The sequence below is a fragment of the Paenibacillus sp. FSL H8-0282 genome (assembly GCF_037963825.1).
In the GTDB taxonomy this organism is placed as follows: domain Bacteria; phylum Bacillota; class Bacilli; order Paenibacillales; family Paenibacillaceae; genus Paenibacillus_AQ; species Paenibacillus_AQ odorifer.
Map to the genome: position 1 here is coordinate 3,195,654 of NZ_CP150146.1, position 26,137 is coordinate 3,221,790.

The 26,137-nt window shown below is 41.1% G+C and carries 19 protein-coding genes; 16 read left to right on the forward strand and 3 right to left on the reverse strand.

Annotated elements, in window-relative coordinates:
* The first annotated feature begins 20 nt into the window (after positions 1 to 20).
* The 7 genes from NST94_RS14100 (at position 21) to NST94_RS14130 (ending at position 8,567) form a co-directional block, all read left to right on the forward strand.
* Positions 21 to 2,405 (forward strand): polyprenyl synthetase family protein, encoded by a 2,385-nt coding sequence (locus NST94_RS14100; RefSeq protein ID WP_339282091.1) that lies wholly within the window; start codon positions 21 to 23, stop codon positions 2,403 to 2,405.
* 166 nt (positions 2,406 to 2,571) lie between these two features.
* Positions 2,572 to 3,069 (forward strand): RNA polymerase sigma factor, encoded by a 498-nt coding sequence (locus NST94_RS14105; RefSeq protein ID WP_076125874.1) that lies wholly within the window; start codon positions 2,572 to 2,574, stop codon positions 3,067 to 3,069.
* A 17-nt stretch (positions 3,070 to 3,086) separates the two neighbouring features.
* Positions 3,087 to 4,568: a DUF4179 domain-containing protein gene (locus NST94_RS14110; RefSeq protein WP_076184553.1), complete on the forward strand. Its 1,482-nt coding sequence runs from the start codon at positions 3,087 to 3,089 to the stop codon at positions 4,566 to 4,568.
* 58 nt (positions 4,569 to 4,626) lie between these two features.
* Positions 4,627 to 5,253, forward strand: coding sequence for an HAD family hydrolase (locus tag NST94_RS14115; protein ID WP_076184554.1), 627 nt, complete (start codon positions 4,627 to 4,629; stop codon positions 5,251 to 5,253).
* 223 nt (positions 5,254 to 5,476) lie between these two features.
* Complete coding sequence (gene nhaC / locus NST94_RS14120) at positions 5,477 to 6,844, forward strand: Na+/H+ antiporter NhaC (RefSeq protein ID WP_076302050.1); 1,368 nt, start codon at positions 5,477 to 5,479, stop codon at positions 6,842 to 6,844.
* Between the two features lie 94 nt (positions 6,845 to 6,938).
* The gene (locus NST94_RS14125) at positions 6,939 to 8,159 is read left to right on the forward strand and encodes a GNAT family N-acetyltransferase (RefSeq protein ID WP_076302051.1); all 1,221 of its coding nucleotides are present in this window, start codon (positions 6,939 to 6,941) and stop codon (positions 8,157 to 8,159) included.
* Between the two features lie 84 nt (positions 8,160 to 8,243).
* A complete protein-coding gene (locus NST94_RS14130; RefSeq protein ID WP_076302052.1) occupies positions 8,244 to 8,567 on the forward strand; it encodes a hypothetical protein in 324 nt (107 codons plus the stop codon).
* Between the two features lie 44 nt (positions 8,568 to 8,611).
* Here NST94_RS14130 and NST94_RS14135 read toward each other — a convergent pair whose 3' ends face one another.
* A complete protein-coding gene (locus NST94_RS14135) occupies positions 8,612 to 9,487 on the reverse strand; it encodes a deoxyribonuclease IV (protein WP_076302053.1) in 876 nt (291 codons plus the stop codon).
* A 200-nt stretch (positions 9,488 to 9,687) separates the two neighbouring features.
* Positions 9,688 to 10,719, reverse strand: coding sequence for a M23 family metallopeptidase (locus NST94_RS14140; protein ID WP_076302054.1), 1,032 nt, complete (start codon positions 10,717 to 10,719; stop codon positions 9,688 to 9,690).
* Between the two features lie 191 nt (positions 10,720 to 10,910).
* Between NST94_RS14140 and NST94_RS14145 the strand changes: the two genes are divergently transcribed.
* The 8 genes from NST94_RS14145 (at position 10,911) to NST94_RS14180 (ending at position 22,102) form a co-directional block, all read left to right on the forward strand.
* A complete protein-coding gene (locus NST94_RS14145; protein WP_076125728.1) occupies positions 10,911 to 11,666 on the forward strand; it encodes a response regulator transcription factor in 756 nt (251 codons plus the stop codon).
* Entirely contained in the window at positions 11,663 to 13,414 is a 1,752-nt protein-coding gene (locus NST94_RS14150) for a HAMP domain-containing sensor histidine kinase (protein ID WP_076302055.1), read from the forward strand. Before NST94_RS14145 ends, NST94_RS14150 begins: the two co-directional genes overlap by 4 nt.
* Before the next feature lie 196 nt (positions 13,415 to 13,610).
* A complete protein-coding gene (locus tag NST94_RS14155; protein WP_076184560.1) occupies positions 13,611 to 14,477 on the forward strand; it encodes an SDR family oxidoreductase in 867 nt (288 codons plus the stop codon).
* A 212-nt stretch (positions 14,478 to 14,689) separates the two neighbouring features.
* Positions 14,690 to 15,235: a CueP family metal-binding protein gene (locus tag NST94_RS14160; RefSeq protein WP_076125722.1), complete on the forward strand. Its 546-nt coding sequence runs from the start codon at positions 14,690 to 14,692 to the stop codon at positions 15,233 to 15,235.
* 413 nt (positions 15,236 to 15,648) lie between these two features.
* Positions 15,649 to 16,161: a DinB family protein gene (locus NST94_RS14165; protein ID WP_076125721.1), complete on the forward strand. Its 513-nt coding sequence runs from the start codon at positions 15,649 to 15,651 to the stop codon at positions 16,159 to 16,161.
* 279 nt (positions 16,162 to 16,440) lie between these two features.
* Positions 16,441 to 17,349, forward strand: coding sequence for an NAD(P)/FAD-dependent oxidoreductase (locus tag NST94_RS14170; RefSeq protein WP_076302056.1), 909 nt, complete (start codon positions 16,441 to 16,443; stop codon positions 17,347 to 17,349).
* A gap of 301 nt (positions 17,350 to 17,650) precedes the next feature.
* Entirely contained in the window at positions 17,651 to 19,132 is a 1,482-nt protein-coding gene (locus NST94_RS14175; RefSeq protein ID WP_076125716.1) for an Lsa family ABC-F type ribosomal protection protein, read from the forward strand.
* 180 nt (positions 19,133 to 19,312) lie between these two features.
* On the forward strand, positions 19,313 to 22,102 hold the full coding sequence (locus NST94_RS14180) for a glycoside hydrolase family 3 C-terminal domain-containing protein (protein ID WP_076302057.1): 2,790 nt from the start codon (positions 19,313 to 19,315) through the stop codon (positions 22,100 to 22,102).
* Positions 22,103 to 22,193: 91 nt separating this feature from the next.
* Here the strand turns inward: NST94_RS14180 and NST94_RS14185 are convergent, their stop codons facing one another.
* Complete coding sequence (locus NST94_RS14185) at positions 22,194 to 25,673, reverse strand: glycoside hydrolase family 2 (protein ID WP_076302058.1); 3,480 nt, start codon at positions 25,671 to 25,673, stop codon at positions 22,194 to 22,196.
* Between the two features lie 259 nt (positions 25,674 to 25,932).
* Between NST94_RS14185 and NST94_RS14190 the strand changes: the two genes are divergently transcribed.
* Positions 25,933 to 26,103, forward strand: a complete 171-nt coding sequence (locus tag NST94_RS14190) for a hypothetical protein (protein ID WP_179086775.1) — start codon at positions 25,933 to 25,935, stop codon at positions 26,101 to 26,103.
* Positions 26,104 to 26,137 lie beyond the last annotated feature (34 nt).

Sequence of the window (26,137 nt, forward strand, 5' to 3'; positions counted from 1 at the left end):
GAAGTTGAGGTAATCCACCTATGAATGTGAATGTAACCGAACATGCCGATTCAGCCTATTCGCTAGCTGAGCAGAGGGCGGCTCAGTATTTTGTTTCACTGCACATGCAGTTCAAAGAAAAAACTTATGTATCTACTCTCACTGAAGATATTCAATTATGGAAAAAACATCATATTCATCGCCGCTCATGGTTGTCATTTTTCTCTAGAGGGAAAAGGAAACCTGATTCGCAGGATTATCATAGGTATATAGGCTGGCTAAATCTTAACGGTAAATTGGATGATTATTTAGATCGCAGCGTGTCCTATTTATATATGAGGGATCTGGGCAAAGCCTTGGATTCTACTGATACACAAAACAGGATTCAGCGAATGGTTGCTGACATTAGATCTCAATTGATCCCAGACGATTCAACAACGATAAGAGATCAATCGGAATTTATGAGCTTGGCAGGAGTATATCGCTGGGCGCAGAAAGAAGGCGTCGAGACCGCCACCATCTGGGTGATCGACAAGCTAAAGAACGTATCAACCCATATTCCGCAGGAAATGAATGCCGAACAAGCACAGCGTAAGTTAATTAAGATCATTATCGGGGTCATTCTGCATGTAATGGAGGAAATGGGGGAGAGTACCCCACCTTTGGAACGTTCTAAGAAGCTTAGTGAAGCCATTAGACTTGGTTATTCTTATGGGCTGACTTACCCTTTTATTGATGATCTTCTCGATTCCAGTGTCTTAACGGTTCAAGAAAAAGAGCAATTTTCCCTCATGATACGCGACGCTATCCTTACTAGATCTGTGCCTGAGCTTGAAGAATGGTCCGGAGAGAACATGGAATTCATTCGATACGTACATTCGGAGCTTAGTGAAGCTTTCGAATATATTAAAAGCTATCAACGTCCAGAAATGCAGAACATATTCTTCGAGCAATCCTTTGTGTTTTTTCAATCTCAGGAGCTGGACCGTGTTAAGGAACTTTCCAATGCTAAATACACCAATGAAGAGCTTTATATCCCCATTATCTTAAAATCCTCTTCTTCCCGTTTAATTGTCCGATCCGTTATTTGTGCACCTACAGATGATGGATTTGATCAACGCACTTTTTATTATGGTCTTTACAATCAACTGGCTGATGATTTTGCAGATATGTTTGACGATATGAAAGAGGGAGCGGTAACGCCGTATACCTATTTTCTGAAATACCGTGATCAACGTTCAGATTTGATAAACCCTTTTGAATTATACTGGACCGTCATCTCTCATCTAATCCATTCCGTATATCACTCCGATGCCAAAACCCGTGAAGTGATTCTAGATCGAGCAATTAACGGTTTGAAGCGTTGTAAAGTACGTGTGGGTACTGAAAAGTATAAAGAGATTATGGAGATCTTTGCTTCGGGTCAACCCGAATTTAATCGTCTCGTGCAGCAAATGGTGTTGAAAGCTGATGATGTGGATTTTTTTGACAAACTACTAAGAGATCAAATGCTTATGAATTTAAAAAACAACAAGCAGGAAAAGGTGGATTTTCACAATACGATTCAAAAGGTTCGTGGTGAAATCAACAATCAATTGCCGATTAATAAACCTGTTGGGACACCAGCTATGAAAGAAATGTTAATTGATGCAGCCAATTATAGTTTAGAGGGTGATGGCAAGCGAATACGACCTATCCTCACTTGGGTTATGGGGGTGAACGAATACGGATTAGACAGTGCGGCAATTGTGCCGCTTTTGAGGTCTTTGGAATATATGCATACTGCATCCTTAATTTTCGATGATCTGCCCTCTCAGGATAATGCCCCCACTCGAAGAGGCCGTTCAACTCTACATGAGGTGTATAATAGCGCAACGGCGGAATTGACAGGACTCTTTCTAATTCAGAAGTCGATTGAGGAACAGGCATCCCTTCATACATTCGATTCTATATCCGTAATTGCTTTAATGCAATATTCAGCTCAAAAGGCGGAAGATACCTGCATGGGGCAAGCGATGGATTTGAATTCTAAAGGGAAAGCATTGACGCTAGAGCAATTAAATATGATTTGCTTCTATAAGACGGGCATTGCGTTCGAAGCTTCACTAGTTATGCCAGCGATTCTCGCACAGGTTAAGGAGACAGAAATTGAAGCTTTGAAGAAATTCGCTTATCATGCGGGGATTGCTTTTCAGATTAAAGATGATTTACTCGACTTGGAAGGGGATTTACAATTACTGGGTAAGCCCACAGGGCAGGATGTTGAGAATAACAATGCAACGTTTGTCTCCATTCTGGGTTCAGAAGGCGCTAGAAAAGAGATGTGGGAGCACTATTGTCTTGCCATGGAGGCGCTAAAAGAGATCCCCCGCAATATCAATTTTTTAAAACATCTATTGAATTATATGGTTAATCGTGATCGATAAATATGAAAATGGAGTGTTGGCATCTTTGCCAGCACTTTTTTATGAAAAAAATCAATCGTTTTTACGTTCAACTCCGTCTTACTTATAAGAACCTCAGAACGATGACTTTATCCTAATACCGACACTGACAAAAAAAGAGGGGGTGTGGTGAGTGGTGGATAGGACGATGGACGAGGTCAGAATGGTTGATTTTGCCCGAATGGATGAGGAAGTTTTCTTTAAACGCCTGTATGTGGAGCATCGGAAAATGTACACCGTCGCTTATAGTTATCTACGGACAGAAGCGGACGCGTTAGAAGTTGTACAAGAGGCTTCATGTCGAGCCTGGATGAAACGTAAGAAGCTTAAAGATGAACAGTCATTTACACCTTGGTTGATTCGAATTACGATCAATTGCTGTATGGATGAACTACGACGAAAAAAACGAGTGATTCCTACGGAGAAGCTGGCAGAGGTTGCAACTCAGGAAATGAAAAGTAACGACCGGATTGATCTGGAACGTGCTCTGAACAGGTTAAAGCCCAAATATCGGCATGTGGTACTTCTTAAATATTACAATGACATGACTACAATCGAAATCGCAAAAGTGCTAAAAAAACCTGAAGGTACAATCAAAACCTGGTTACGCGAGGGACTTAAACAGCTTCGTAATGTGTTGAAGTGATATGGGAGGTGAACAGAGTGACAGATAAAGAAGATCGTATTTTGCAGAAAAATGTTGATGAAATGAATCAGAATACTGAAACTTTACAGGAAATGAAAATTTATAACGCGATGCGAAAGGGAATTATGGAAGGAAAAAAACGTGAGAAACGCCGCGTTTATACCGCAGGTTTGGGAGTGATCGCAGCTGCAGCCGCAGCCCTATTATTTACATACTCTTCAATCGGGTTACCGGCCAAGGAAGTGGCTCAACCTTCAGTTCAAACCGCCAGCCCTAAAAATACAGATGATTTTGCAGCGTATCGTTCATTTTCAAGGTTAGAACCAGCGCTTGCTAGTGCTCTGGAACAGAATCTCGTGATGCCGGTGGGTCAGAGCGCGGAAAACAAGGGGTACCGAGTAGATGTAACTGGTGCAGTAACAGATGGAAGGAAGGTGTATATTCTATACAGTGTTCAGAACAATACAGACAAAGAAGTTATACATGCGAATTTTGCGCTTCAATATGAAGGCATACAGGAGTCGAATCTACATAAAGGTGCTGCACTAAGTATGCTTGCCAGCGATAACCGAATTCAACCAGGCCAGTCTAAGGATTTTATATACACTACTAGTCTTTCACCAACGGTTAAATATCCAAAGGAAGTAAACTATAATGTCATTCTCACTGAAACTTCAGATAAGGCGCTACAATCCAGTAGTAATAAGTACCGGACTAATCTGGATGTTGCTTTCGAACTTAATCCTGATATGCTCAAAGCACAGGAAAGAATTCTAAAAACGGATAAAACGCTGACAGTTGACGGGCAAAAGATTAAAGTGAATCTAGTGCAATATACACCGCTTAGTACCTATGTAGATTTGGAGTATGATCTGAACAATGATAAACAAATTTTTCAATTGATTAATCCAGTTCTGATTAATACAAATGGGGGAGCTACCGAAAAATTATTTTACCCCGACATCGTCAACTCTGACAATTCTGAAGTCTATTCGGACAACACCAAGTTTACGCTGGTGTTCAGGAACAGCCAGAGCAGCCTAAACCGTCAGCCAGACACCGTTTCATTAAAAACCTTTGGTATCTCGGCAGTGGAAAAGAATAAAATGAAAATTGTTGTCGATCTCAATAAGCAGCAAATCATTGAAGCACCGGGAAGCGGCCTTGAGCTTGTTTCCCCAACGCAAGAGAATTATGCAGATGAAGGAGAGATCTTGTTACGGCATACAATTACTGATGCCGAATATTTAAAATACTATACTAGACTTGCTGAGACTTTTACTGATGCGGAAGGAAATGTGCATAAAAGAGCAATCAAAACAACTTCGGCAGGAAACTTCGGTGGCTACATGACTTCAAAGGAGGGTACAGCCGTGGATGAAATGCGTTATACTTTTGGAAAGGGAGCGAAAGATTATCCTCAACCCCTAACGATTACGCTAGAGAAATATATCAATCCGATTATGGATACACAAGCCGTAGAGTTATTTTCTAAGTAATAGATTAAGCTTAACGATTAATAATCTTGTATTTGTTGTAATCCTATAGGAGGTAGTTATGCGTAAATATAACACTGTAATCTTTGATGTGGATGGAACCTTAATTGATACAGAAATCGCTGTTCTGAGTTCTCTGCAAAAGATGTTAAAGGTGGATCATAACAGAGAGTATGAATTGTCAGAGCTCTATTTTGTGTTAGGTATTCCCGGTTCAGCTTCATTACCACAACTTGGGATCGAAGATATTCATGAGGGCAATGAGAGATGGAATGTTTTCATGAAAGATTTCTATGATACTATTAACATCTTTGACGGAATTGTAGATGTAATGAGTTCATTACAGTCAAAAGAGATCGTTCAAGGAATTGTGACTTCCAAGACAAGAGCTGAGCTAAATGATGATTTCGTTCCATTTGGCTTAACTAAATATTTATCATATACCGTTATCGCAGAAGATACAGCAAAGCATAAGCCACATCCAGACCCCTTGCTAGAATTTATTAGAGTATCAAAAGCAAACCCTGAATCATCTATTTACATAGGGGATACGATTTATGATTATGAATGTGCACGAGATGCTGGTGTCGATTTTGGATTAGCTTTATGGGGATGCAAGCAGCATGAGCATATTCCCGCGAAATATAAATTTGAAACTCCGCAGGATATTTTAAAGCTGCAATTGTAAAGTGAATAGGATGAATATAAAGCAGAGCGGCATTTTGCCCTCTGTTTTTTTAATGGAAAAACCTTCATTGTATGTTCTTAACATTGACTCTTCTCTATCTTATCGTTAATATTACCTCTGTGCTTCATTGCCCAAAAGCCTAAAAGCTTAAAAGCTTAAAAGTAAGGAAGCGCCGCAATCTCCGAATTTTATCCCAATCACAATGTTAAGGAGCACTATCGTTATGGACCGTCAGCTTAGTTTTTCAAAAAGTATGATTATCATCGCTTTTATTTTTGCACTTCTTTTTGTATCTATTTTCCTATTAAAAGCAGAACCTCATATCCCCCTTCTCGCAACCACAGTTGGCACAGCAGTCTTATTGGGTTTATTTGGCGTGTCATGGAAAGATATTGAGGCAGCTATCATTAAAGGCATCCAAACAGCTATAATGCCCATTCTTATCCTCATGCTAATCGGAATATTGATCGCTGTATGGATGATGAGTGGTACGGTGCCTACACTTTTATTTTATGGTATGGATTATATTAATCCGAACTACTTTGCAGTAAGCGCGTTATATGTCACAATTGTCGTCTCTATGTTTACTGGAAGCTCATTCACCACCGTTAGCACGATCGGCGTAGCTTTGATGGGTATTGCTTTGACGACAGGGATTTCTCCCACACTTGCTGCTGGAGCGATCATTTGCGGAGCTTGTTTTGGTGATAAAATGTCACCCTTATCCGATACGACGAATTTTGCACCTGCAGTGGTAGGTATATCCTTGTTCACACATATTCGTAATATGATGTACACAACGATTCCGGCGCTTATAATAACTACTGTCTTTTTCTTGTTCGCACCAAAAGCCGATGCGATTGATTTATCGTCGATTCAGGGGATTAAGTTTGCTCTACAAGATGGATTTCATATCCACTGGTTGACTTTGATCTCACCACTTGCCGTTATTATTTGCTCAATCAAACGAATCCCAATCCTTCCTACACTGATAGTTGGTATTGTTACTGGTCTTCTAGTGACCGCTATTATTCAGCAGCAGGCAGAAATCGGTGTCTGGTTCAGTGTGATGCAGAATGGATACGAAAGTACTATTGCCAATGAAACCGTTGCTTCTATCGTTAACCGAGGTGGAATGCAATCAATGATGAGTTCCGTTTCACTTATCTTGATTGCTTTATCATTAGGCGGACTAATACAACATTGTGGTGTCATAGAGGCTTTTTTTCGCAAAATCATTCAACCCCTCAAACGTAAAAGCAGTATCGTGCTTATGAGCGGCGCATCATCCATTGCGGTTAATGGGATGACTGGTGAACAGTATCTTTCTATTTTGTTGCCTGGTCAAATGTTCAAAGATGAATATAATCGCCGAGGCATTCCAGCAAAGACACTATCCCGTACGTTAGAGGATTGTGGAACCCTTGTTAATCCTTTAATTCCTTGGGGAGTTAGCGGTGCTTTTTTCGCTGCTACACTAGGTGTGCCGGTAATTGAATATATACCTTATGCCACCCTTTTGTGGTTAAGCCCATTCATCACGTTTGCGTATGCTTTGATCCCGAAGCTGCAAAAGAACTCGTTAGGCTAACCTTCTCTGAAAGAATGTATTTATTGTACGGATATTAAGAATAATAAGAGTGATTTCTGATTTATATCTGGGGAATTCAGCGGGGGTATTGCTAGTGAGTCGCAATAAGTTGCAGGATAGAATCAGGTTAGCAAATGTCGAGACTAAACATGCAGAGCAATTTAATAATTTATTACGTTATGTATTTCAAGTGACGAATCGTGATTTACAAATCTTTGGTTGGGAAAATCGTGAAATCACCCAAGCGAAGCTGCCAGTTCTAAAGTATGCTGATGTGGTCGGTTGGTTTGATGGTGATAAATTGATTTCACAGTTAGCAGTATACCCATTTCAAGTAAATATTTTTGGGCGAATTTATGAGATGGGTGGCCTGACGGGTGTTGGAACCTATCCCGAATATGCTAATTTAGGTTTAATGAATAAGCTGATGTTGCATGCATTAACTAAAATGCGGGGCCGCAAGCAATCAATTTCTTATCTATTTCCGTATTCTATTCCGTATTATAGGCGGAAAGGCTGGGAGATCATTACCGATAAAATCTCATTTGAAGTTCCGGATACCCAGCTGCCGAAAACTAAAAAAGTTCCTGGGAACGTGGAGCGGGTAACTATTGAACATCCAGATATCAAGGAGATATATGATCAGTTCTCCATGCAGCATCATGGAGCTATGCTTCGAAATAAGTTGGCTTGGGAAGAATATTTACGCTGGGATCTGGATGAAATGACAGTGGGCATCTACTATAACAATGATGATTTGCCCACAGGGTATTTGTTGTATTGGGTTGCTGAGGAGATCTTTTACATCAAAGAAATGGTATATATTAACGAAGAAGCTCGCGTGGGATTATGGAACTTTATAAGTGCACATTTTTCGATGATTACTCTTGTCAAAGGGGATATTTATAAAGGGGAGCCGCTTTCCTTCGTTTTAGATGATGGTGACATCAAGGAAACCATTGCTCCTTATTTTATGGCCCGGATAGTGGATGTGCAATTATTTATCGAACAGTATCCGTTTAAAAAACAGGATAAAGATGGTTGCCTTATCTTCACCTTGAGTGATCCGATGCTGGAATGGAACCGGGGTACATTTACGCTTAATGTGGATAAGGATGGAACAGGTATTTTGCACGCAGGAGGGACTAACCCTTCCTTGTTGATTGACATTCCTACTTTAACCACGATGTTAATGGGCTATAAGCGACCTACCTATTTGGCTAGGATCGGTCGGATCCAGGCAGATGAAGCTACAGTTCAATTCCTGGAAGGGTTAATCAGGCCAGAACATCCTTATTTCTCTGATTATTTTTAAAAAGCATACTCTAATGAGTGTGCTTTTTTGTTCTTTTATAGTAGAATTGATTCTCGGCAACACTAAATGATATGGGGTGTAAGAATGGCGATTAATTTCACCAAACCAATGATCCAAAGGTTAGAACAAGAAATCATAGAGGTAGAGAGCAAACTCAAAAACGTGAAGAACAAAAAGGAAAAATCCAAATTCAAAATTAATCAATTAGAACAGGATATGAAATTTAGCAAGTCTCACACAGATTTGAGCAGTAAAATGACGCGAATCAAAAAGCTTAACGATGAAATTAAAAACATGAATCGCCTGCAAGCTGATCTTTCCAAAGAATTAACAGCAAAGAAAAACTCGTTAAAAAAACTCCAGCTAAATGGAACCGCACCTACTACAATTGATTCCACAAAAGGATAGTCGATCATGGCTGCACAGATGAAAAACCGCGTAATTGGCGGTTTTTATTTTTTTACCAGCTCATTTGTTTCTCTCCTTAACAAGGAAATCTCATGCTTATAGGGTGCGTTTACATATTTCTTTTCACCGATGGAGGGAGTCTCTAGGAGTTTGGGAATGGTTGATAGTTGAGGATGGTGGACCACATATCGAAGCGCCTGAAGGCCGATATATCCGTGTCCTATATTTTCGTGCCTGTCTTTATGTGAGCCCATAATATTCTTTGAATCATTGACGTGAATTACCTTTAGTCGCTCTATTCCGATCAATCGATCAAATTTATCCAATATACCATCAAAATCTTCTTTTACGTTATAACCGGCATCATGGATATGGCAAGTATCCAAACAAATTGATAGACGCTCATTATGGGTCACTCCATCAATAATAGCTGCAAGTTCTTCAAAAGAGACTCCACATTCACTACCTTTTCCAGCCATAGTTTCTAATGAAACCTGAACATTTCGTTTATCTGTTAGCACTTCGTTTAAGCCTTCCACGATCCGAGAGATTCCAGCTTGAGAGCCAGCACCAACATGGGAGCCAGGATGTAGGACGATTTGGGTTGAACCCAAAGCTTCTGTTCTTATGATTTCTGATTGAAGAAACTCTATACTATGCTCAAAGACCTGTGCCGAAAGTGTATTTCCTAAGTTAACAATAAATGGAGCGTGTACAATAATATTAGAAATACCGTTATCTCTCATATGAGCATGTCCCGCTTCAATATTCAAAGCTTCAATGGGTTTGCGGCGTGTATTTTGTGGGGCTCCGGTATAAAAAAGGAAGGTGGTCGCTCCATAAGAGGCTGCCTCTTCACTAGCTCGAAGGAGCATTTTTGTTCCGGTCATAGACACATGAGAGCCTAGGAGTAAAGACATCGGGGTTGACACTTCCTTTCCTCTGAAAAGAGAGCCATATTTAGTCACTATATATCCTATATGTCTATTATTATTTGTGAATTACCCGGATTATATGTATTGGTATTACAAGAAAGTAGGATGTTTTTTAGGGAAGATCAAGGTTGTCTCATCTGATTTATTATTTATGAGAGACAACCTTAGCGACCCGGAATTTAGCGCTAATTAGCGGCGGAAATAGTCTCACCTTGAATTGGTTTTAAATTTTTCTCCCATTTAACTCTGATTGCCCGGGAAGTGAATAGATCAGCTCCATCTGAGATTTGGAAGTGTAGATGGGTCTCGCTCGTATTACCAGAATTACCTGTTAAGCCAATAACTTCACCTTTTTCGACTTTATCCCCCGGTTTTACAGTAACTGACCCTTGTTTGAGATGCGCCAAATGACTATATTCCCCGCCATGATCAATGACAACGATATTTCCGGTAGCTTGATTCGGATTCATGACCCCAACTGGCTCATTGTCTTTAATGTCATTCACAACCGATACAACGGTGCCGTCCGCTGGAGCGAGAATGTTTTTGCCAAAGGCATAATAGCTTTCATTTTTTAGTGGATCTCCTGTATAGGAATAGTTATCTTTGGTTTGTATAAAATCGTAAGCGTACCGCTGGATTTCTAACTCATAATGATAATTCACAAGCACATTTTCACCACCCCAAAATACATACCAATCTCCCTCAAACGGCAGTGCGTATTCATGTTTACTTAGTACATTGTCGGTTTCAGGAGAAGGGGTAAGCTCTTGAACTTGAATTAATGTAATCGTCCCATCCGGATCAAACATCCCGACAAGCCCCTTATTGCCAGCATCACTAACCCATGTGCGTCGATCAAATCCATTAAGCTGCATGGTCGATGCCTTTTCCAATGTATGGATACCCTTTGTGAATTCTTTTCCTGTCTCTGTTAATTCTGCTTCACTTATTTCATCTTTTAAAGGCTGATTAAAGCGGGCATACAACTCCTTGTACTTCCCGTCCAGTAGAATCTTTGATAGTTCATCTGGAGCAAATCCGCTCAGAATGGCAGCTGTGGCCGGGCTTGTTGTCTGCTCCGCCTTTTCAGTAGTCGGCACATCTGCATTCTCTCCTCCACAGGCAGCCATTAATAAAGACAGTGACCCTACAGCCAAGGCAGTTCTTGTATTCAAAATAACTTTATGAATGATTTTTTTAGGTTTTTTGTTCATATATATCGCCTCCCAGTATTACGATTGTAGCAGTCTATCCTTAGCTCTTCTGAAATTCTATATTAACACTTACATAATTTACTAGCTATTTAATGAATACGAATTAAGCTTCCGTTAAGATTAGTAAGATTGCTAGCCAAAAAAATCATGCTATGATGTTAAAAACGTCTATTGTGAAAGGGAAAATTTATATGAATGAGGCTTCAATTTTATTGGTTGATGATGAGGTATCGCTTTTAGACATTATGGAGACAGTGCTGCGTAAGGAAGGCTACGCCAATATAGATACAGTGCAAACAGGTGAAGAAGCAGTAAGTGCCTGTGAATCCAAAAAATATGATTTAATTGTGCTGGATGTAATGCTGCCCGGACGAAGTGGTATCGAAATCTGCCCTTTTATCCGTCAGACGACGGATGCCCCTATTCTTTTTCTGACTGCTCGAACGTCTGATTTCGATAAATTAACGGGATTTGCTATAGGCGGAGATGATTATATTACCAAGCCCTTTAACCCGCTTGAAGTGGTGGCTCGTATAAGAGCACAACTGCGGAGATATTTTGCTTCTGCTAACCAACAGGCTACTGGCAAGAGTGTAGAAATAGTCCCCCATAAATCTGCAAATGTATATGATTACGGAAGGTTTAAGCTAGATGAGACAGCGGGAGAACTCCTGGTAGAGGGTCAGTCTGTTGCTTGTCCGGCACTTGTATTTCAACTGCTGGTCTTCTTATGCAAACATCCCAATCAGATTTTCAGCAAAAGTGAGTTATATGAGAAAGTATGGGGCGATGAAGCACTGAGCGATGATAATACGGTCATGGTTCATATTCATCGAATTAGAGAACGTATCGAAGCAGACCCGTCCGATCCAAAATTTATTGTTAACGTTAGGGGTCTTGGTTATAAGCTGGTGAAGGTAGACCGCCAGGAGTTGTCCATGCCATGAATATCAAACGTCGGTTAACGTTAAGGTTCGTTCTACAGCTAGCAATTACGGGAATGGTTGTTCTCGCTATTGCAGCAGTAACGTTTACTTGGATGCTGTTGCGTTTTCTCGATATCAGTATTACGCGTGATTTTGCGAATGTTGGCTTAGAGCAACTGGTTGAATCCTCCAAAATTGATGAGAAGGGCATTCAATTTTCCCCGAGCTTGCTGGAGCAAGTGAAGAAGAATAAGGGCTGGCTGCAAAACATCGATGAAAATGGAAAAGTTGAAAGTGCCTACAACACTCCAAAAGATGTCCCAATTCAATATGGACCGGGTGAAGTAGTCGCCTATTGGACAGGGACTCAGCCTTTTCCGTATACTCTGGCTGTATGGATTCAAGAGAAAAATGGGAGACAATTCACGCTTCTTTATGGCGCGCCAAATATACTAGATCCTCTGTTAAAAAAAATGAGCGAAGGTACATTTGATGCAGTAGATGGAGATCTGGTTCTGCCTGATTCGATTGAAAGAGAAATTAAATCATCACAGGCTTTTGTTCAACTCATCGATTCATCGGGTACGGAGCTGCTCTCCTATAATAGGCCAAAGATGATTCCCACCAAGTACTCAGTGCCAGAGCTAGCACTACGCACTCTCTACAGTGAACGTTACGGCTATCATGTCCGATCTTCTTTTGATAAACAAACGGGCCAAACATGGATCGTTGGACAACCGAACGTAAAGGGTGCAGATACAGGACAAAAGGTATGGGTACCTGAAGAGGTTAAAATTGTTATTAAAGGCTCATTAGCAATGCTCGCGGCTTTATTGCTTGCATTTATATTGCTTTCTTTATGGCAAGCTCATAGGTTTGGAGCGCCAATGCTGCATATGCTTGTATGGCTCGATTCCATTGGAAATGCCATATATACAGAGCCTATGGACCGTAAAGGAAATCGTCGTAGTCGAACCCACGTAGGTAAATGGAGGCGGAGATACCGGGTTTTTTCTGATGTTATGGTATCCATAGAGAAATTATCTGCTAATTTGAAGAGAGATCAGGCGTTGCGGCAACAAACAGAGAATTTGAGGGAAGAATGGATCGCAGGTGTTACACATGATTTAAAAACTCCTTTATCTTCTATAACTGGTTATGCCCATTTACTGGCGGAGCCTTCGTATGATTGGTCGAAAGAGGAAGTTCGCAAGTTTACAAGGACGATGCTGGATAAATCAGCCCATATGGACATGCTGATCAGTGATCTTGCCATGACCTATCGGCTAAAAACAGGGATCAAGCCACCAGAGCTGATGGAGGTGGAATTGAACTCTTGGCTACATCAAGCCCTTGATCAAGCTGCTGCAAGTCCCGAATATGGGAAGCAACGAATTATATTTGTGCCGGCACCAAACGAAGTGAGAGCCCGATTGTATACTCCATGGCTAGAGCGGGTGGTCAACAATTTGACTGCGAATGCTTTACTTCATAACCCCTCAGATACGATTTTAACGGTTTCACTAACTATGAATGATGAGGACAGTGGATTTACTATTCAATTCTCCGATGATGGCGATGGAATGGATGAAGTCACACTTAACCGTCTATTTGAACGTTATTATCGAGGAACGGACACGGTATCTAGCTCCAACGGATCCGGCCTTGGCATGGCGATCTCCAAGGGATTAATCGAATGTATGGAGGGCAGGATTGCTGTTGAGAGTAGCCCTGGACAAGGGACCATTATTAAGTTGAGTTGGAGCTGATCATAGAACCAGCGTTTTTCCTAACGGAAATGACGGTGGTTTTTTTGTTGTGAATATAGTTTTTTAATTCTTCTGTTTATTATCCAGCCAGAGTTGGGATCATAAATAAGTTGACATCTAAACTTATTGTAACTACAATAGTTACAGGTAGTGGTTAAAAATAAATTTATCATCCTAATTTGAGGAGGAAGTAAAAATGAAAATAGCAATAACAGGAGCAACAGGTCAATTCGGATCATTGGTGATAGAAGCTTTACTTAAAACTGTACCCGCAGGTGATCTTGTAGTTAGTGTGCGGAACCCAGAAAAAGCAAGTGATCTTCAGGCGCGTGGAGTGGAAGTCCGTCATGGTGATTTTGATCAACCTGAGACGCTGGAATCAGCATTTGCCGGTGTGGATCGACTATTAATTGTATCTGCAGATGGTGATAATGAAACCCGGATTCGTCAACATAAAGCAGCTGTTGCTGCTGCGGAAAAAGCGGGCGTTGGCTTCATTGCCTACACAAGTGTAGGACAAGCAGACAAGAGTGAACTATTTCTTGCTGAAGTTCACCGCATCACCGAAGAAGCTATTCGCGCAACTGGCATTCCTTACAGCTTCCTCCGTAATAACTGGTATTTGGAGAATGAGATCGGCTCCATTCAAGGCGCTCTAGCAGGTGCCCCATGGGTGACTTCAGCAGGGAATGGTAAAGTTGGCTGGGCTACACGCGGAGATTATGCAGAAGCTGCAGCTAATGTACTGACAGGTGACGGACATGAGAACACAGTGTATGAATTGTCTGGCAACCCTTTAACACAAGAGGAATTGACTGAGATCATAGGCAGTGTAATCGGTAAAGAAATCAAAGTAATCCAGGTTGACGACGAGGCTTATGCCAAGACCATGTCGGAGGTGGGTGTCCCAGAAGCTGCGCTTCCAATAGTTGTAGCTATACAACGTGGGATTCGTGAAGGTTGGCTTAATATTGAAAGTAGCGATTTAGAGAAACTGCTGAAACGTTCAGCTACTCCTCTTGCGGATGTCATTCGTGTTATGGTCGGTAATTTACAAGCATAATAATATAAAAGATAAAAGGCTTCCTCGAGGTTGAAAAACCAGTGAGGAGGCCTTTTTTTGTGTTGATAGAGGATGAATCAAATACATAACTTTTCACTATTTTGCCTTGTTCATAATTGTGTTAGTTTAGTTTAACTAGTTATACTAAAAGAAATGGAAGATACTTTGAGTGAGTACATAATCTGGCGAATAAGCGAAGGAGATGATTACAAATGAAAAGAAATATCTTGGTGGTATCGGGAGCGGCGGTTGTTGCATTAGGTGCGTATTTGTTATTGGGAGGTATCGATAAGGATACGCCTTCAGCACAAGATACAACCGACATTAAGCAATTAGTGCAAGAATATAGTTCAAGCAGTCTGGAAAACCTGTCCGCGTCTATCACTTCTGAGCAACTTATTGTAACCGATAGTAACAATAAAGAGAAAACTTACGACTTGCCTAAAGATGAGTTTTTTGTTTCTATAGCTCCATATGTGGAGAATACGCATCCTTGCGCAACACATAGCTTGACTGGCTGCCAAGGGGAATTAACGGATGATGAGTTTAAAGTATATATCGAAGACAGCGAAGGCAATGTGATTGTGGATCAAGAAATGAAATCGCTATCTAACGGATTTATTGATCTTTGGTTACCCCGGGACAAAAAATATAACGTAACCATTGAGCAGGATGGAAAAGCAGCAAAATCTGAGCTTTCCACTTTTAAGAGTGATAATACATGTGTTACCACTATGCAATTGGCAGAAAGTATCTAAAAAGTTGCAGAGAGAAGACTTGAAAAACGAATGCTCAGCAGGATGTTTCTTAAGCGATGTCGAAGTCGTTATTCATAATCCAATTAGATCTTCCTTCTGATGTATTCTGTATTGGACTTTCGCCAAATGTCCATCGTATCGGACTCCATTGCAGCTATTTTAGATTTTCGCTGCATTTTTCAAGCTTATCGGACTGCATAGCTCTTATTGGCTTGTATTGGCACAGAATTGGAGTGTATTTAGGGAAATAACTGCATCTGGGTCCGATAACCTGGTGAAATGCTATAAATCTACGAAATAAGTGCACCTCGGTCCGATCTAGCGGAGAGTTAGAAAGTGTTTGGGAAAAGAAATCAAAAGTATCACACGAATGATCAAAAGAAATTGCTTTACAGAAGAGAGGAGAGAGATGAATGGTTAAAGAGCTGATCATTGGGGATGTTTTGCAAGAGCTGGCTGGTACACGTCGGATACTGGAGAAGCTGCCTCAAGAGAATATGACATGGAAACCACACTCTAAGTCAATGAGCCTGGGTGGGCTGGCCACACACCTCGTTAACCTTCTGAGCTGGCAATCTGCAATTCTACTTTACTCGGAGTTTGATTTGGCATCTGTGGCATATCGACGAGAAGCACTGGAGAGTCCCGACGCGGTTCTACAAGAGTTCGACCTGAAAGCTCGTGAGATTGAGGAATTAATTACTGCAAGCAATGTGGAGATGCTCGGCGCGGAGTGGACCTTGCGGAACGGGGAGCAGATCATCCGTCGTCAGACACGGGCAGCTGCGCTTCGTACCATCGGATTGAATCATATGGTTCACCACCGGGCGCAGCTTGGAGTTTATCTGCGGCTGCTTGACGTGCCGGTACCTGGTCTTTACGGACCCTCGGCTGATGATTTAGAATTAGCAAACGGTGAAGGTTGATAAGTGAGGAAGCCCTGCACTGCCAAGTAAGTTCAACATATAGCTCTTACCTGATATATTGGAGTATTAAGTTACCTCCAAACATAAGGTAATGGGCTTATTTACTTTTTTCTAGTATTACACTAAATAAAACTCACGGAGGATCGGAAAGTTTGGGTTGACACTTTAGCTAATTTGGAGATATTATAGATTCATTAAGTCTATGATGTGGCAAATATTTTTTTGGTTTAATAATAGACAAAAAGAGTCTTTAATATCTGCATATAGGAGATGATTCATATGATTTACGATTGCATTATTGTTGGTGGTGGCCCCGCAGGCTTGAACGCAGCCCTTGTTCTTGGTAGGGCAAGAAGAAAAATAGCTTTAATTGATAATAATCAGCCAAGGAATGCTGTTACCCATGCATCACATGGTTTTATTACAAGAGACGGGGTTACACCAGCCGAGTTTCGTCGCATTGCGTATGAGGAGGTACTACGTTATCCGTCAGTTGAGCATATCCAGACTGAGATTATTTCGATTAACAAAAATGATTCTGGATTTGCGGTACATGATTCGTTTGGTCGTCACATTGAAGCTCGCAGATTGATTTTGGCGACCGGGTTAAAGGAGGTCCTTCCTGAGATAGAGGGCTTACGACCATTATACGGAAAAAGTCTGTTTAATTGCCCGTATTGTGACGGCTGGGAATTACGAGATCAACCCCTTGTCGTTGTTTCCGAAAATCCACATGTTTTTCATATGGCAAAAATGCTGCTCAATTGGAGTAAAGATTTGGTTATCTGCACGAACGGCAAGACATTCCTTTCAGATGAACAGAAAAAAAGTCTTGAGGCCAAGGGGGTTGTAGTCAATGAACAATCAGTTTCCTCTTTTATGGGTCATGACGGGCAACTTCAGGCGGTTCGCTTTGCAGATGGTACTGAGATCTTAAGAACGGGAGGGTTTATTTCTCCGAATTTGATCCAAACGGCATCAATCGTAGATCATTTGACTGTAGAGCGGAATGATTCTGGTGGGTTTAGCACGGATGGGTCGGGGAGAACCTCGATTCCAGGATTATATTCGGCTGGAGATGTTTCTTATTTTATGCCTTCTCAGCTTGTGTTTGCCGCGGCTGACGGGAGTCGGACGGCTATGAGTGTAAATATGGATCTTACAGAAGAAGAATTTGAACTTTTTTAACGAATTATGGGTAGGAAGTTGAAAATAATAAGTATGCATGATAACATAATTACAAATTAATGATCGGAGTTGAAAAGTATAGTGTAGTAATTATTCTTGCGTCCCATGATGAATAAAACAACAACAATGGTTTATTTCGTTTGTTTTATTCTTTGTATGCAAGAAAGTTACTACTTCTTTTCACTCGAAAATATATCCATATCTAACTCCATTTGGGGCTGGATTTGCTGTATTTATTTGAGTCACAAGAAAGTAACTTTCTTGTGGCTTTTATTTTTTTAAAATACAGGAGGATTATTTTATGTCATTAATAAATGTCACAAATCTAACCTTTGCCTATGAAGGCAGCTACGATAACATATTTGAGAACGTAAACTTTCAAATCGATACCGATTGGAAATTAGGTTTCACAGGAAGAAATGGTCGAGGAAAGACTACATTTCTTAGCTTATTGCTTGGAAAGCATGAATACAGCGGAAATATTTCTGCTCATGTCAGCTTTGAATATTTCCCTTTTCAGGTGAATAACAAGGAGCTTAACACCATAGATGTGATCAGCGAGATTTTTCCGGATTATATTCATTGGAAGTTAATGCGTGAGCTTTCTTTGCTAAAGGTTTCTGAGGATGTGTTATATCGTCCCTTTGATTCATTGTCTAACGGAGAGCAGACGAAAGTGCTGTTAGCTACATTGTTTATTAAGGAGAATAGTTTCCTGTTGATTGATGAACCTACAAATCATCTAGATATGACAGCAAGAAAGCTTGTCAGTGATTACCTCAATACGAAAAGTGGATATATTCTGGTTTCTCACGACAGATCCTTTCTTGATAATTGTGTGGACCACATTTTATCAATCAACAAAACCAATATAGAGATTCAAAAGGGCAATTTTTCTAGCTGGTGGGAGAATAAAGTCAGACAAGATAACTTTGAGATAGCGGAAGACGAAAAACTTAGAAGAGATATCAAACGCTTGTCAGCCTCATCTAAACGAACAGGTAACTGGTCACATGAGGTGGAAAAAACTAAAAATGGAACTAGAAATTCTGGATCTAAGTTAGATAAAGGTTATGTTGGGCACAAGGCCGCTAAAATGATGAAACGCTCTAAAGCCATCGAGCAAAGACAGCAATCTGCTATCAACGAAAAGTCTAAGCTTCTTAAAAACATCGAAAATTCTGAGAACTTAGAGATTACGCAGCTTGCTTATCATAAACGTCATCTTGCGGAGCTGGACAATGTTTCGGTTTTTTACGGAGAGAAAAGGGTATGTTCAGAAGTAAGCTTTACCATTGAGCAAGGGGAGAGAATTGCACTCTCGGGTAAAAATGGTTCCGGCAAATCAAGTATCATCAAATTGATCTGCGGTGAGGAGATAGATTATACCGGAACCTTCACTAAGGATAGCCAGCTTATCATTTCCTACGTATCACAAGACACTTCAGATCTACGGGGCGATTTAACAGATTATGCTAGAGAGAATGGGATAGATGAAAGTCTTTTTAAATCTATTCTGCGAAAGCTTGATTTCTCTAGAATTCAATTTGATAAGGATATATCCACTTACAGTGGCGGCCAAAAGAAAAAAGTCCTGATCGCCAAAAGTCTTAGTGAAAAAGCTCATTTGTATATTTGGGATGAACCGCTTAATTTTATTGATGTTATTTCACGTATGCAAATTGAGGAGCTATTGCTTGAATATACACCAACACTCGTTTTTGTGGAGCATGATCGCGAATTTTGCCATAATGTTGCCACGAAGATCATTGAACTTAGCTGATATTTTTAACATCGATTGAAAATTTCCAACTCTAACAGACCAATATTATTATATTAATAAAGATAATTATTATATATATTACAGTTATCCAATGTACTATAATGGTATAGTTAAACTTTATGATATGTAATTGATGCCTAAAGAAACAACCTATAGAATTGAACAACAGGAGGAAACAAGTTGAGTACACAGAGTGTGGGAATTCCATTAGAAGGTTTTGCAGAATTTAGCCGAACGGTAGCAGCAGAAGGTGCGGTACTGTTGAAGAATGATTATCAGGTGCTTCCGCTTGCTGAAAGTGATAATATTGCTGTTTTTGGCAGAACTCAAGTGAATTATTATCGCAGTGGTACTGGTTCGGGCGGTAGTGTTCATGTTACTTATACGACCAACCTGCTGGGCGGTCTTCGCAGTAAAAAGAACCTTACGATCAACGAAGATTTGGCAGCAGTATATGAGAAGTGGATTGAGCAAAATCCATTTGATAATGGTGGCGGCGTTTGGGCTGCAGAGCCATGGAACCAGAAGGAAATGCTTTTATCCGACGAATTGGTAGCTGAGGCTAGTAGTAAATCGAACAAAGCAATCATTGTAATCGGACGTACAGCAGGAGAAGATCAGGATAATGTCGATGGCTCAGGAAGCTACCAACTAACAGCTGATGAAAAGGCGATGCTGAAGCAGGTAACTACATATTTTGAGCAAACGATTGTTGTACTGAACGTCTCTAATATTATTGATATGAGCTGGCTGAACGATGAAAGCTATAAAAATCCGATTTCGTCTGTCATCTACTCTTGGCAGGGGGGAATGGAAGGTGGTAATGCAATTGCGGACGTGCTGGCTGGAGAAGTAACTCCAAGCGGAAAATTAACAGACACGATCGCATATTCCATCAACGATTACCCGTCAACACACAACTACGGTAATGAATTTACAAACCTTTATCAGGAAGATATCTATGTTGGTTATCGTTATTTCGAGACATTTTGCCCAGAAAAGGTTCAATATGAATTTGGTTATGGAATATCGTATACCACGTTTAAGCTCGAGCCAGAAGAAGCTAAACTTATTTACAAAGCTGGCGAACTTAATGTTGAAGTCGGCGTAACCGTAACTAATACAGGAACTACCTTTGCTGGAAAAGAGGTTGTTCAGGTCTATTATGAAGCTCCACAAGGAAAATTGGGACAGCCTGCTAAAGCTTTGGCAGCCTTCGCAAAAACAGAAGTCCTTCAGCCAGGCGAAGCTCAACGTCTTACCGTGAGTTTCCCTGTTCATTCAATGGCTTCCTATGATGATGCTGGTGTGTCAGGGCATGCTTCCGCTTATGTGCTAGAAGAAGGCACGTACCGCATATTTGTGGGAACGAGTGTTAAAAAAGTGGAGGAAGTCAAAGTTGAAGGGAATAGCGGCTATGTCGTGGAAACTCTTCAAGTTGTGGAACAGTTACAAGAAGCTCTTGCACCAACGCAAAGCTTTACAAGAATGCAACCTGGCGTTCAAAAAGAAGACGGTTCGTATGAACTTGTTTATGTAGAGGTTCCAACACGCAAGATTTCGTTAGCTGAACGGATCGAGAGCAATCTACCAACAACGATCTCCCAGACAGGCAATCAAGGGCATAAATTAAGAGATGTATTTGAACAAAAAGTTAGTATGGAAGCTTTTATTGCCCAGCTTAGTGACGATGATTTGGCTGCCATTGTACGGGGTGAAGGCATGAGCAGCCCATTGGTTACACCGGGTACAGCTTCTGCATTTGGAGGAGTAAGTGATAGTCTATTTAACTTAGGAATCCCTGTTGCATGTACGGCAGATGGTCCTTCAGGAATTCGTATGGATAGTGGAGCAAAAGCGACTCAGGTTGCGATCGGAACGCTTCTTGCAGCTACTTGGAATGCCGCATTAGTCGAAGAGCTGTATGTGTTAGAAGGACAAGAGTTGGTAAGAAACAACATAGACACCTTGCTTGGACCAGGTCTAAATATTCGTCGCAGCCCGCTTAATGGCCGCAACTTTGAGTATTTTTCTGAAGATCCTTTGATCTCTGGGGTGTTTGCCGCTGCATGTACACGTGGGATTATGAAAGGTGGCTCTAATGCCACGCTGAAGCATTTTGCCTGCAATAATCAGGAGAAACATCGCAGTAAAGTGGACGCTGTTGTGTCGGAACGTGCGCTTCGCGAGATTTATTTGAAAGGTTTTGAAATTGCAGTGAAGCAGGGTGGAGCGAATTCAATTATGACCTCCTATAACCCTGTTAATGGACATTGGGCCGCTTCAAATTACGATTTGAACACTACAATTCTCCGCGGAGAATGGGGCTTCAAAGGTATTGTCATGACAGACTGGTGGGCCATCATGAATGATGTCGTTAATGGTGGAGCTGCAGATCGGAAATTTACAAATTGGATGGTCCGTGCACAAAATGATCTGTACATGGTTGTAGCTAACTATGGCGCCGAAATTAATGGATGGAATGACAACACCATTGAATCCTTGGAAAATGGATCTTTGACTAGAGGAGAGCTGCAACGTTCTGCAATGAATATTTGTGAGTTCATCATGCATGCTCCAGTATTCTCGAGAAAACAGCAAATTATTGAAACGGTTGAGTCCTTTGAGGCCAATCCTTCACTTACTGCAGAACAAGTACAATCCTTATCTCAAAATCCACAGGTTAAGCCAGCCGTTGAAGGATCGACTTTCTTTGAAGTTGGCCAAGCTGGTCAATATCGGATCCTCGTGCATATCATGTCAACAGAGCCTGAGCTGGCTCAAAGTGCATGCAATGTTAATTTGAATGATCAATTAATGACAACCATTCAAACCAACGGGACAGAAGGTCAATGGATTAGACAAAAGCTTGTGAAAGTAGAACTCGAAGCAGGTCTTTATGAAATGAAACTGGAATTCATTAAACCAGGTTTACAGATCGACTGGATCGAATTTAATAAAGTCGACTAAGTAGCTCTAAATATAAGTTAAAGGAAAAACCCTGTGCTAATGCGCAGGGTTTTTCCTTTTGCTAATCGATTAGTTTAAAGTTGAAACTACCTTATTCTGCTTGGAACTGGAACCACTTAAAGTCAAACTGGCTCCCCGGTAGAAATATAAAGGTGACGGTTTGCGGACCGGTTACGCGCTCCAACACAAATTCTCTTTCGCAATAATCACTTGACTGTGTAAACTCCACAAGCTGTCTCTTTTCACCCTCTGGTCCGCTAAATAGAATATGCAGAGTATTTTTATCGATAGGCGAATGCCCGCATAAGGTTAGTTTAGTGCTTCCAGTATCACCGAAGTCCATATCTTTAAAGATGAGAGAGACGTTGTTACCAATATTTTTGATTTGTCCATCTGCCAGCGTAAAGGAATCCCCATAAATCTGATTGTATTCCAGAACGTTAAGTTGTTCGTACGCTTTTAAAGGTTTGTTAAACTGAAAGCCCTTGAGATGAATCTTTTTATGAAGAACAAAACAAAGGGTGGTGACACCTTTTATTCGCTCAGGTAATGAGTAGGTTTCCTCTTGATATACATTCCATATGGAAGGTTTTTGATAGGTTACCTGTGTCAGCAGAGCTGCGTTTGGAGCATCCGGAGTACCTTTCCATATATCAATCGTATATTTATCGTTATCTAGCGCGAAGATAGGAAGGGTAAGTTCAGTAGCTCCATAATCACCGAAATCGATGTTGTCGAAACAGATCCAGCTTTCTCCTTCTCTTGCAGTAGCCACTCCGCGTTCATTCCCATTTGTTAAGTTCCGGCTCGTATTGCTATGATAACCAGCGGAAACAAACTCATAAGGATTCAAAAAGGCAGCTCCCATATCTCGAATATGGAATTCCATAAGCGAGTACAGGCGCACTTGATCTGCACCGTTTTTCGTTGCACACCGTACATAGACGTCTCCGTCTCCCAATGCCGATATTACTGCTTCATGCCCATTTGCCTCAAGAACGGCTATATTGGCGTCAATACCGGCAGCATTCGTAACTCGCCATTCAATTTCCTGATAGGTTGCGTTCTCTGGATGAATTTGCACACGAACCGGAAGTGCTCGAGTGTCCTTCGTTAGTTGATTTCCTTGTGGGCATATGATTTCCAGCTTGCGAACGGGAATTTCATCTGATAAATAGTCTTGGGATAACTCGCTCACATCCGATAGTGATTGTGACGAATGCTGATAAAGTATAAGCTCTTCGTCCTTAGAATGATCTAGCTCTCGTGCTTCGGAAGTCAGTGTAAGCTCAGCAGACTGTAAGCCATGGGAAGATGCACGTACAACGATTGTACCTGACTCCAATGAAGAGGCAATGACCGCAAGCAATTTGCCGCTGAACATCCGGCGACTTGTTCCTTTATATGAATCGTAGTCAGTGCTGTCACCATTATCCAAACCAACAAGACGCCCCGGCCCTTCTACAGAGATTTGAATACGATTATTGGCATTCTCCACGGGACGTCCTTCTTGATCGAGAGTCGAGATCTCAACAAATACCAAGTCCGATCCGTCAGCAGTCAACTGAGTTTTATTAGGATTCATGACCACAGTGGCCGAATCTCCGAAAGAAGTTACCGTATCATCAGCGATCTGTACTCCGTGTTCATCATAAGCGACTGCTCGGAGAGTACCTTTGCTATAGGGGAGCTGCCATTCCCCAAGCAGCTTTTTACCATGTTTATGGTCAATGTTAACCGTGCCCATGGATTGATCATTAAAGAACAATTCGATTTGTGGTGCGTTGGAGCATACTCGCACATCAATAAGCTGCCCTTCAGAGAAATCCCAGTACGGAAAAATATGAATCATCGGGGCGTCCTTGTAATCCGTCCATTCTGCTTGATAAATATAATAGGAATCCTTTTTGAATCCCGCGGTATCCAGTTGACCGAAATACGAGTTTTTAGTGAAGTACGGGGTCGGCTCCCCAATATAGTCAAATCCAGTCCAAATAAATTGTCCAGGCGAGTAGGTCGCATCACGATCTGCGATGATGCAAGCTTCTGTGTTTTTGGCACCCCAGCTAGTAGAACTGTTCCCTAAGGCTGAGCATTGTTCATCATCGTCAGACAATACAGACTGAGCATAAGGGAAGTGGTAGATGCCTCTGCTCTGTACAGTAGACGAAGTTTCACTACCATAAATAATCCAGTCGGGATGTTCCTCATGATGCTGGTCATAGTATTTTTCGGCATAGTTATATCCTGCGAACTTCACTAGATCTGCGCATTTCTGTGCATTCTCCCATGGCATATAGTTGGAACCGATAGTAACTACTGCATTTCCTTTAGGGTCATGAACCTGCACCAGATCGCGTAATTCTATGGTCAACTCTTGCCCACGTTCATCAGCATGGGTGTCGTATATTTCATTTCCGATACTCCACATGAGCATGGAGGGGCGATTTCTATCCCGGCGTACCCAGCTGGCAATATCTTGTTTCCACCAATCCGGATAAAATCTGGCGTAGTCAAAAGGAGTTTTACTGCGTTCCCACATATCGAATGCTTCGGAAACTATGAGCACGCCCATCTCATCCGCTAGTTCCATCAGTTCAACGGCTGGCATATTGTGGGCCGTACGAATAGCGTTTACGCCCATCTCCTGCAGGAGGATAATCTGTCTTTTTAGAGCTACCTTATTCACCGCAGCCCCCAAACATCCCAAATCATGATGTTGGCATACGCCATGAATCTTCACCTTTCGGCCATTCAAAAAGAAACCTTGTTGGCTGTCAAACTCCATCGTACGGAATCCGAAGGTTTGGATTTCTTCTTCAATTACCTGATCATTCTCCAGCAGATCCGTTTTTAGGGAATAGCAGTAAGGCTGGTTAATATCCCAGAGCATTGGATTATTGACGGATAAGAGGGCAGAGCTGGATACAGCAGACCCGACTTGTACTGGACTTTCATTCTCTGCATGAGAGATACAGATACCTGAAGCGTCCAGTATACTGTGACGAATTATGTAGTGATTTGCGGTTTGTAATAGATCATTGCACAATACTTCGGTATCTATCTCAACATTCCAGGAATCCTCTTTTTTATGAGTAGAGATATAAATACCATCAGGCACAATATGTGTCCCTGGATACGTCTTCAGCCATACACTCCGATAGATGCCCGCACCGGAATACCAGCGTGAATTAGGAGACTCATGAACCACTTGAACATAGATTTCGTTGATACCTTCAATAATGTATGGCGTGATATCTATTTCAAAAGTGGAGTATCCATTTTTCCAGACGCCTGCGATATGGCCGTTCACATAGAGAGTGGAGTCCATGTATACGCCTTCAAAACGAAGCGAGACACGACTATTTGGCACTTTCTCATCTACAACTATGCTTTTACGGTACCAGCCTTCTCCACTTTCATATAGATTATGTGTATCAAAAATTAGCCAGTCATGGGGTAAGGTTACGTCGATCCACTCCGAATCAGCTGCTATCACCGATTCTAAAGTGGACTTAAGCGGCTGTTTGCTGAATAACCAGTCATTATTTAATCTTGTTTTCTGACTCATGAATGAAGTTCTCCTTTATCTTTGGAAAATTTAGAAGTGGTTATTAACGATGTGAATGATTTCCGTAAAGCCTTTTGTATTCTTTTTTATCATATCAAAGATTTTGCAAAAAGACATTCACGAAGAAGAGTAAAAAAACTGTAATAACAAAGCTATTGAAATCGCATTCAAAATGATAACATGCCATTGGTAAATTATCTATTTATTTCTTAATATATCTTTTATTGCGGAGGATGAAATTTATACAAAAACAGTACTAATGAACAATACAGAGAAGTATCTCTGGTCTATGAAAGATGTTATTGCTACAGAAGCTAATGAAAGTGAGGAAAATGCCTGGTATACCGGCTTAGATGTGTCGGGCTTATTGCTGATTAAATACTTTACAAATACTTGTCTGCATGTACTTGCGTTTGTTCGAATAAGTTAGAAAGAAGGACAGGACAAACCATAGGTGGAGATGC

What these genes read in the sequence shown, in the direction of transcription:
- NST94_RS14155 (WP_076184560.1), top strand. Translation starts at nt 13,611, where the DNA reads ATGAAAATAGCAATAACAGGAGCAACAGGTCAATTCGGATCATTGGTG.
- NST94_RS14130 (WP_076302052.1), top strand. Translation starts at nt 8,244, where the DNA reads ATGGCGATTAATTTCACCAAACCAATGATCCAAAGGTTAGAACAAGAA.
- NST94_RS14115 (WP_076184554.1), top strand. Translation starts at nt 4,627, where the DNA reads ATGCGTAAATATAACACTGTAATCTTTGATGTGGATGGAACCTTAATT.
- NST94_RS14190 (WP_179086775.1), top strand. Translation starts at nt 25,933, where the DNA reads ATGAACAATACAGAGAAGTATCTCTGGTCTATGAAAGATGTTATTGCT.
- NST94_RS14170 (WP_076302056.1), top strand. Translation starts at nt 16,441, where the DNA reads ATGATTTACGATTGCATTATTGTTGGTGGTGGCCCCGCAGGCTTGAAC.
- NST94_RS14185 (WP_076302058.1), bottom strand. Translation starts at nt 25,673, where the DNA reads ATGAGTCAGAAAACAAGATTAAATAATGACTGGTTATTCAGCAAACAG.
- NST94_RS14160 (WP_076125722.1), top strand. Translation starts at nt 14,690, where the DNA reads ATGAAAAGAAATATCTTGGTGGTATCGGGAGCGGCGGTTGTTGCATTA.
- NST94_RS14145 (WP_076125728.1), top strand. Translation starts at nt 10,911, where the DNA reads ATGAATGAGGCTTCAATTTTATTGGTTGATGATGAGGTATCGCTTTTA.
- NST94_RS14140 (WP_076302054.1), bottom strand. Translation starts at nt 10,719, where the DNA reads ATGAACAAAAAACCTAAAAAAATCATTCATAAAGTTATTTTGAATACA.
- NST94_RS14135 (WP_076302053.1), bottom strand. Translation starts at nt 9,487, where the DNA reads ATGTCTTTACTCCTAGGCTCTCATGTGTCTATGACCGGAACAAAAATG.
- NST94_RS14175 (WP_076125716.1), top strand. Translation starts at nt 17,651, where the DNA reads ATGTCATTAATAAATGTCACAAATCTAACCTTTGCCTATGAAGGCAGC.
- NST94_RS14150 (WP_076302055.1), top strand. Translation starts at nt 11,663, where the DNA reads ATGAATATCAAACGTCGGTTAACGTTAAGGTTCGTTCTACAGCTAGCA.
- NST94_RS14100 (WP_339282091.1), top strand. Translation starts at nt 21, where the DNA reads ATGAATGTGAATGTAACCGAACATGCCGATTCAGCCTATTCGCTAGCT.
- NST94_RS14165 (WP_076125721.1), top strand. Translation starts at nt 15,649, where the DNA reads ATGGTTAAAGAGCTGATCATTGGGGATGTTTTGCAAGAGCTGGCTGGT.
- NST94_RS14105 (WP_076125874.1), top strand. Translation starts at nt 2,572, where the DNA reads ATGGACGAGGTCAGAATGGTTGATTTTGCCCGAATGGATGAGGAAGTT.
- nhaC (WP_076302050.1), top strand. Translation starts at nt 5,477, where the DNA reads ATGGACCGTCAGCTTAGTTTTTCAAAAAGTATGATTATCATCGCTTTT.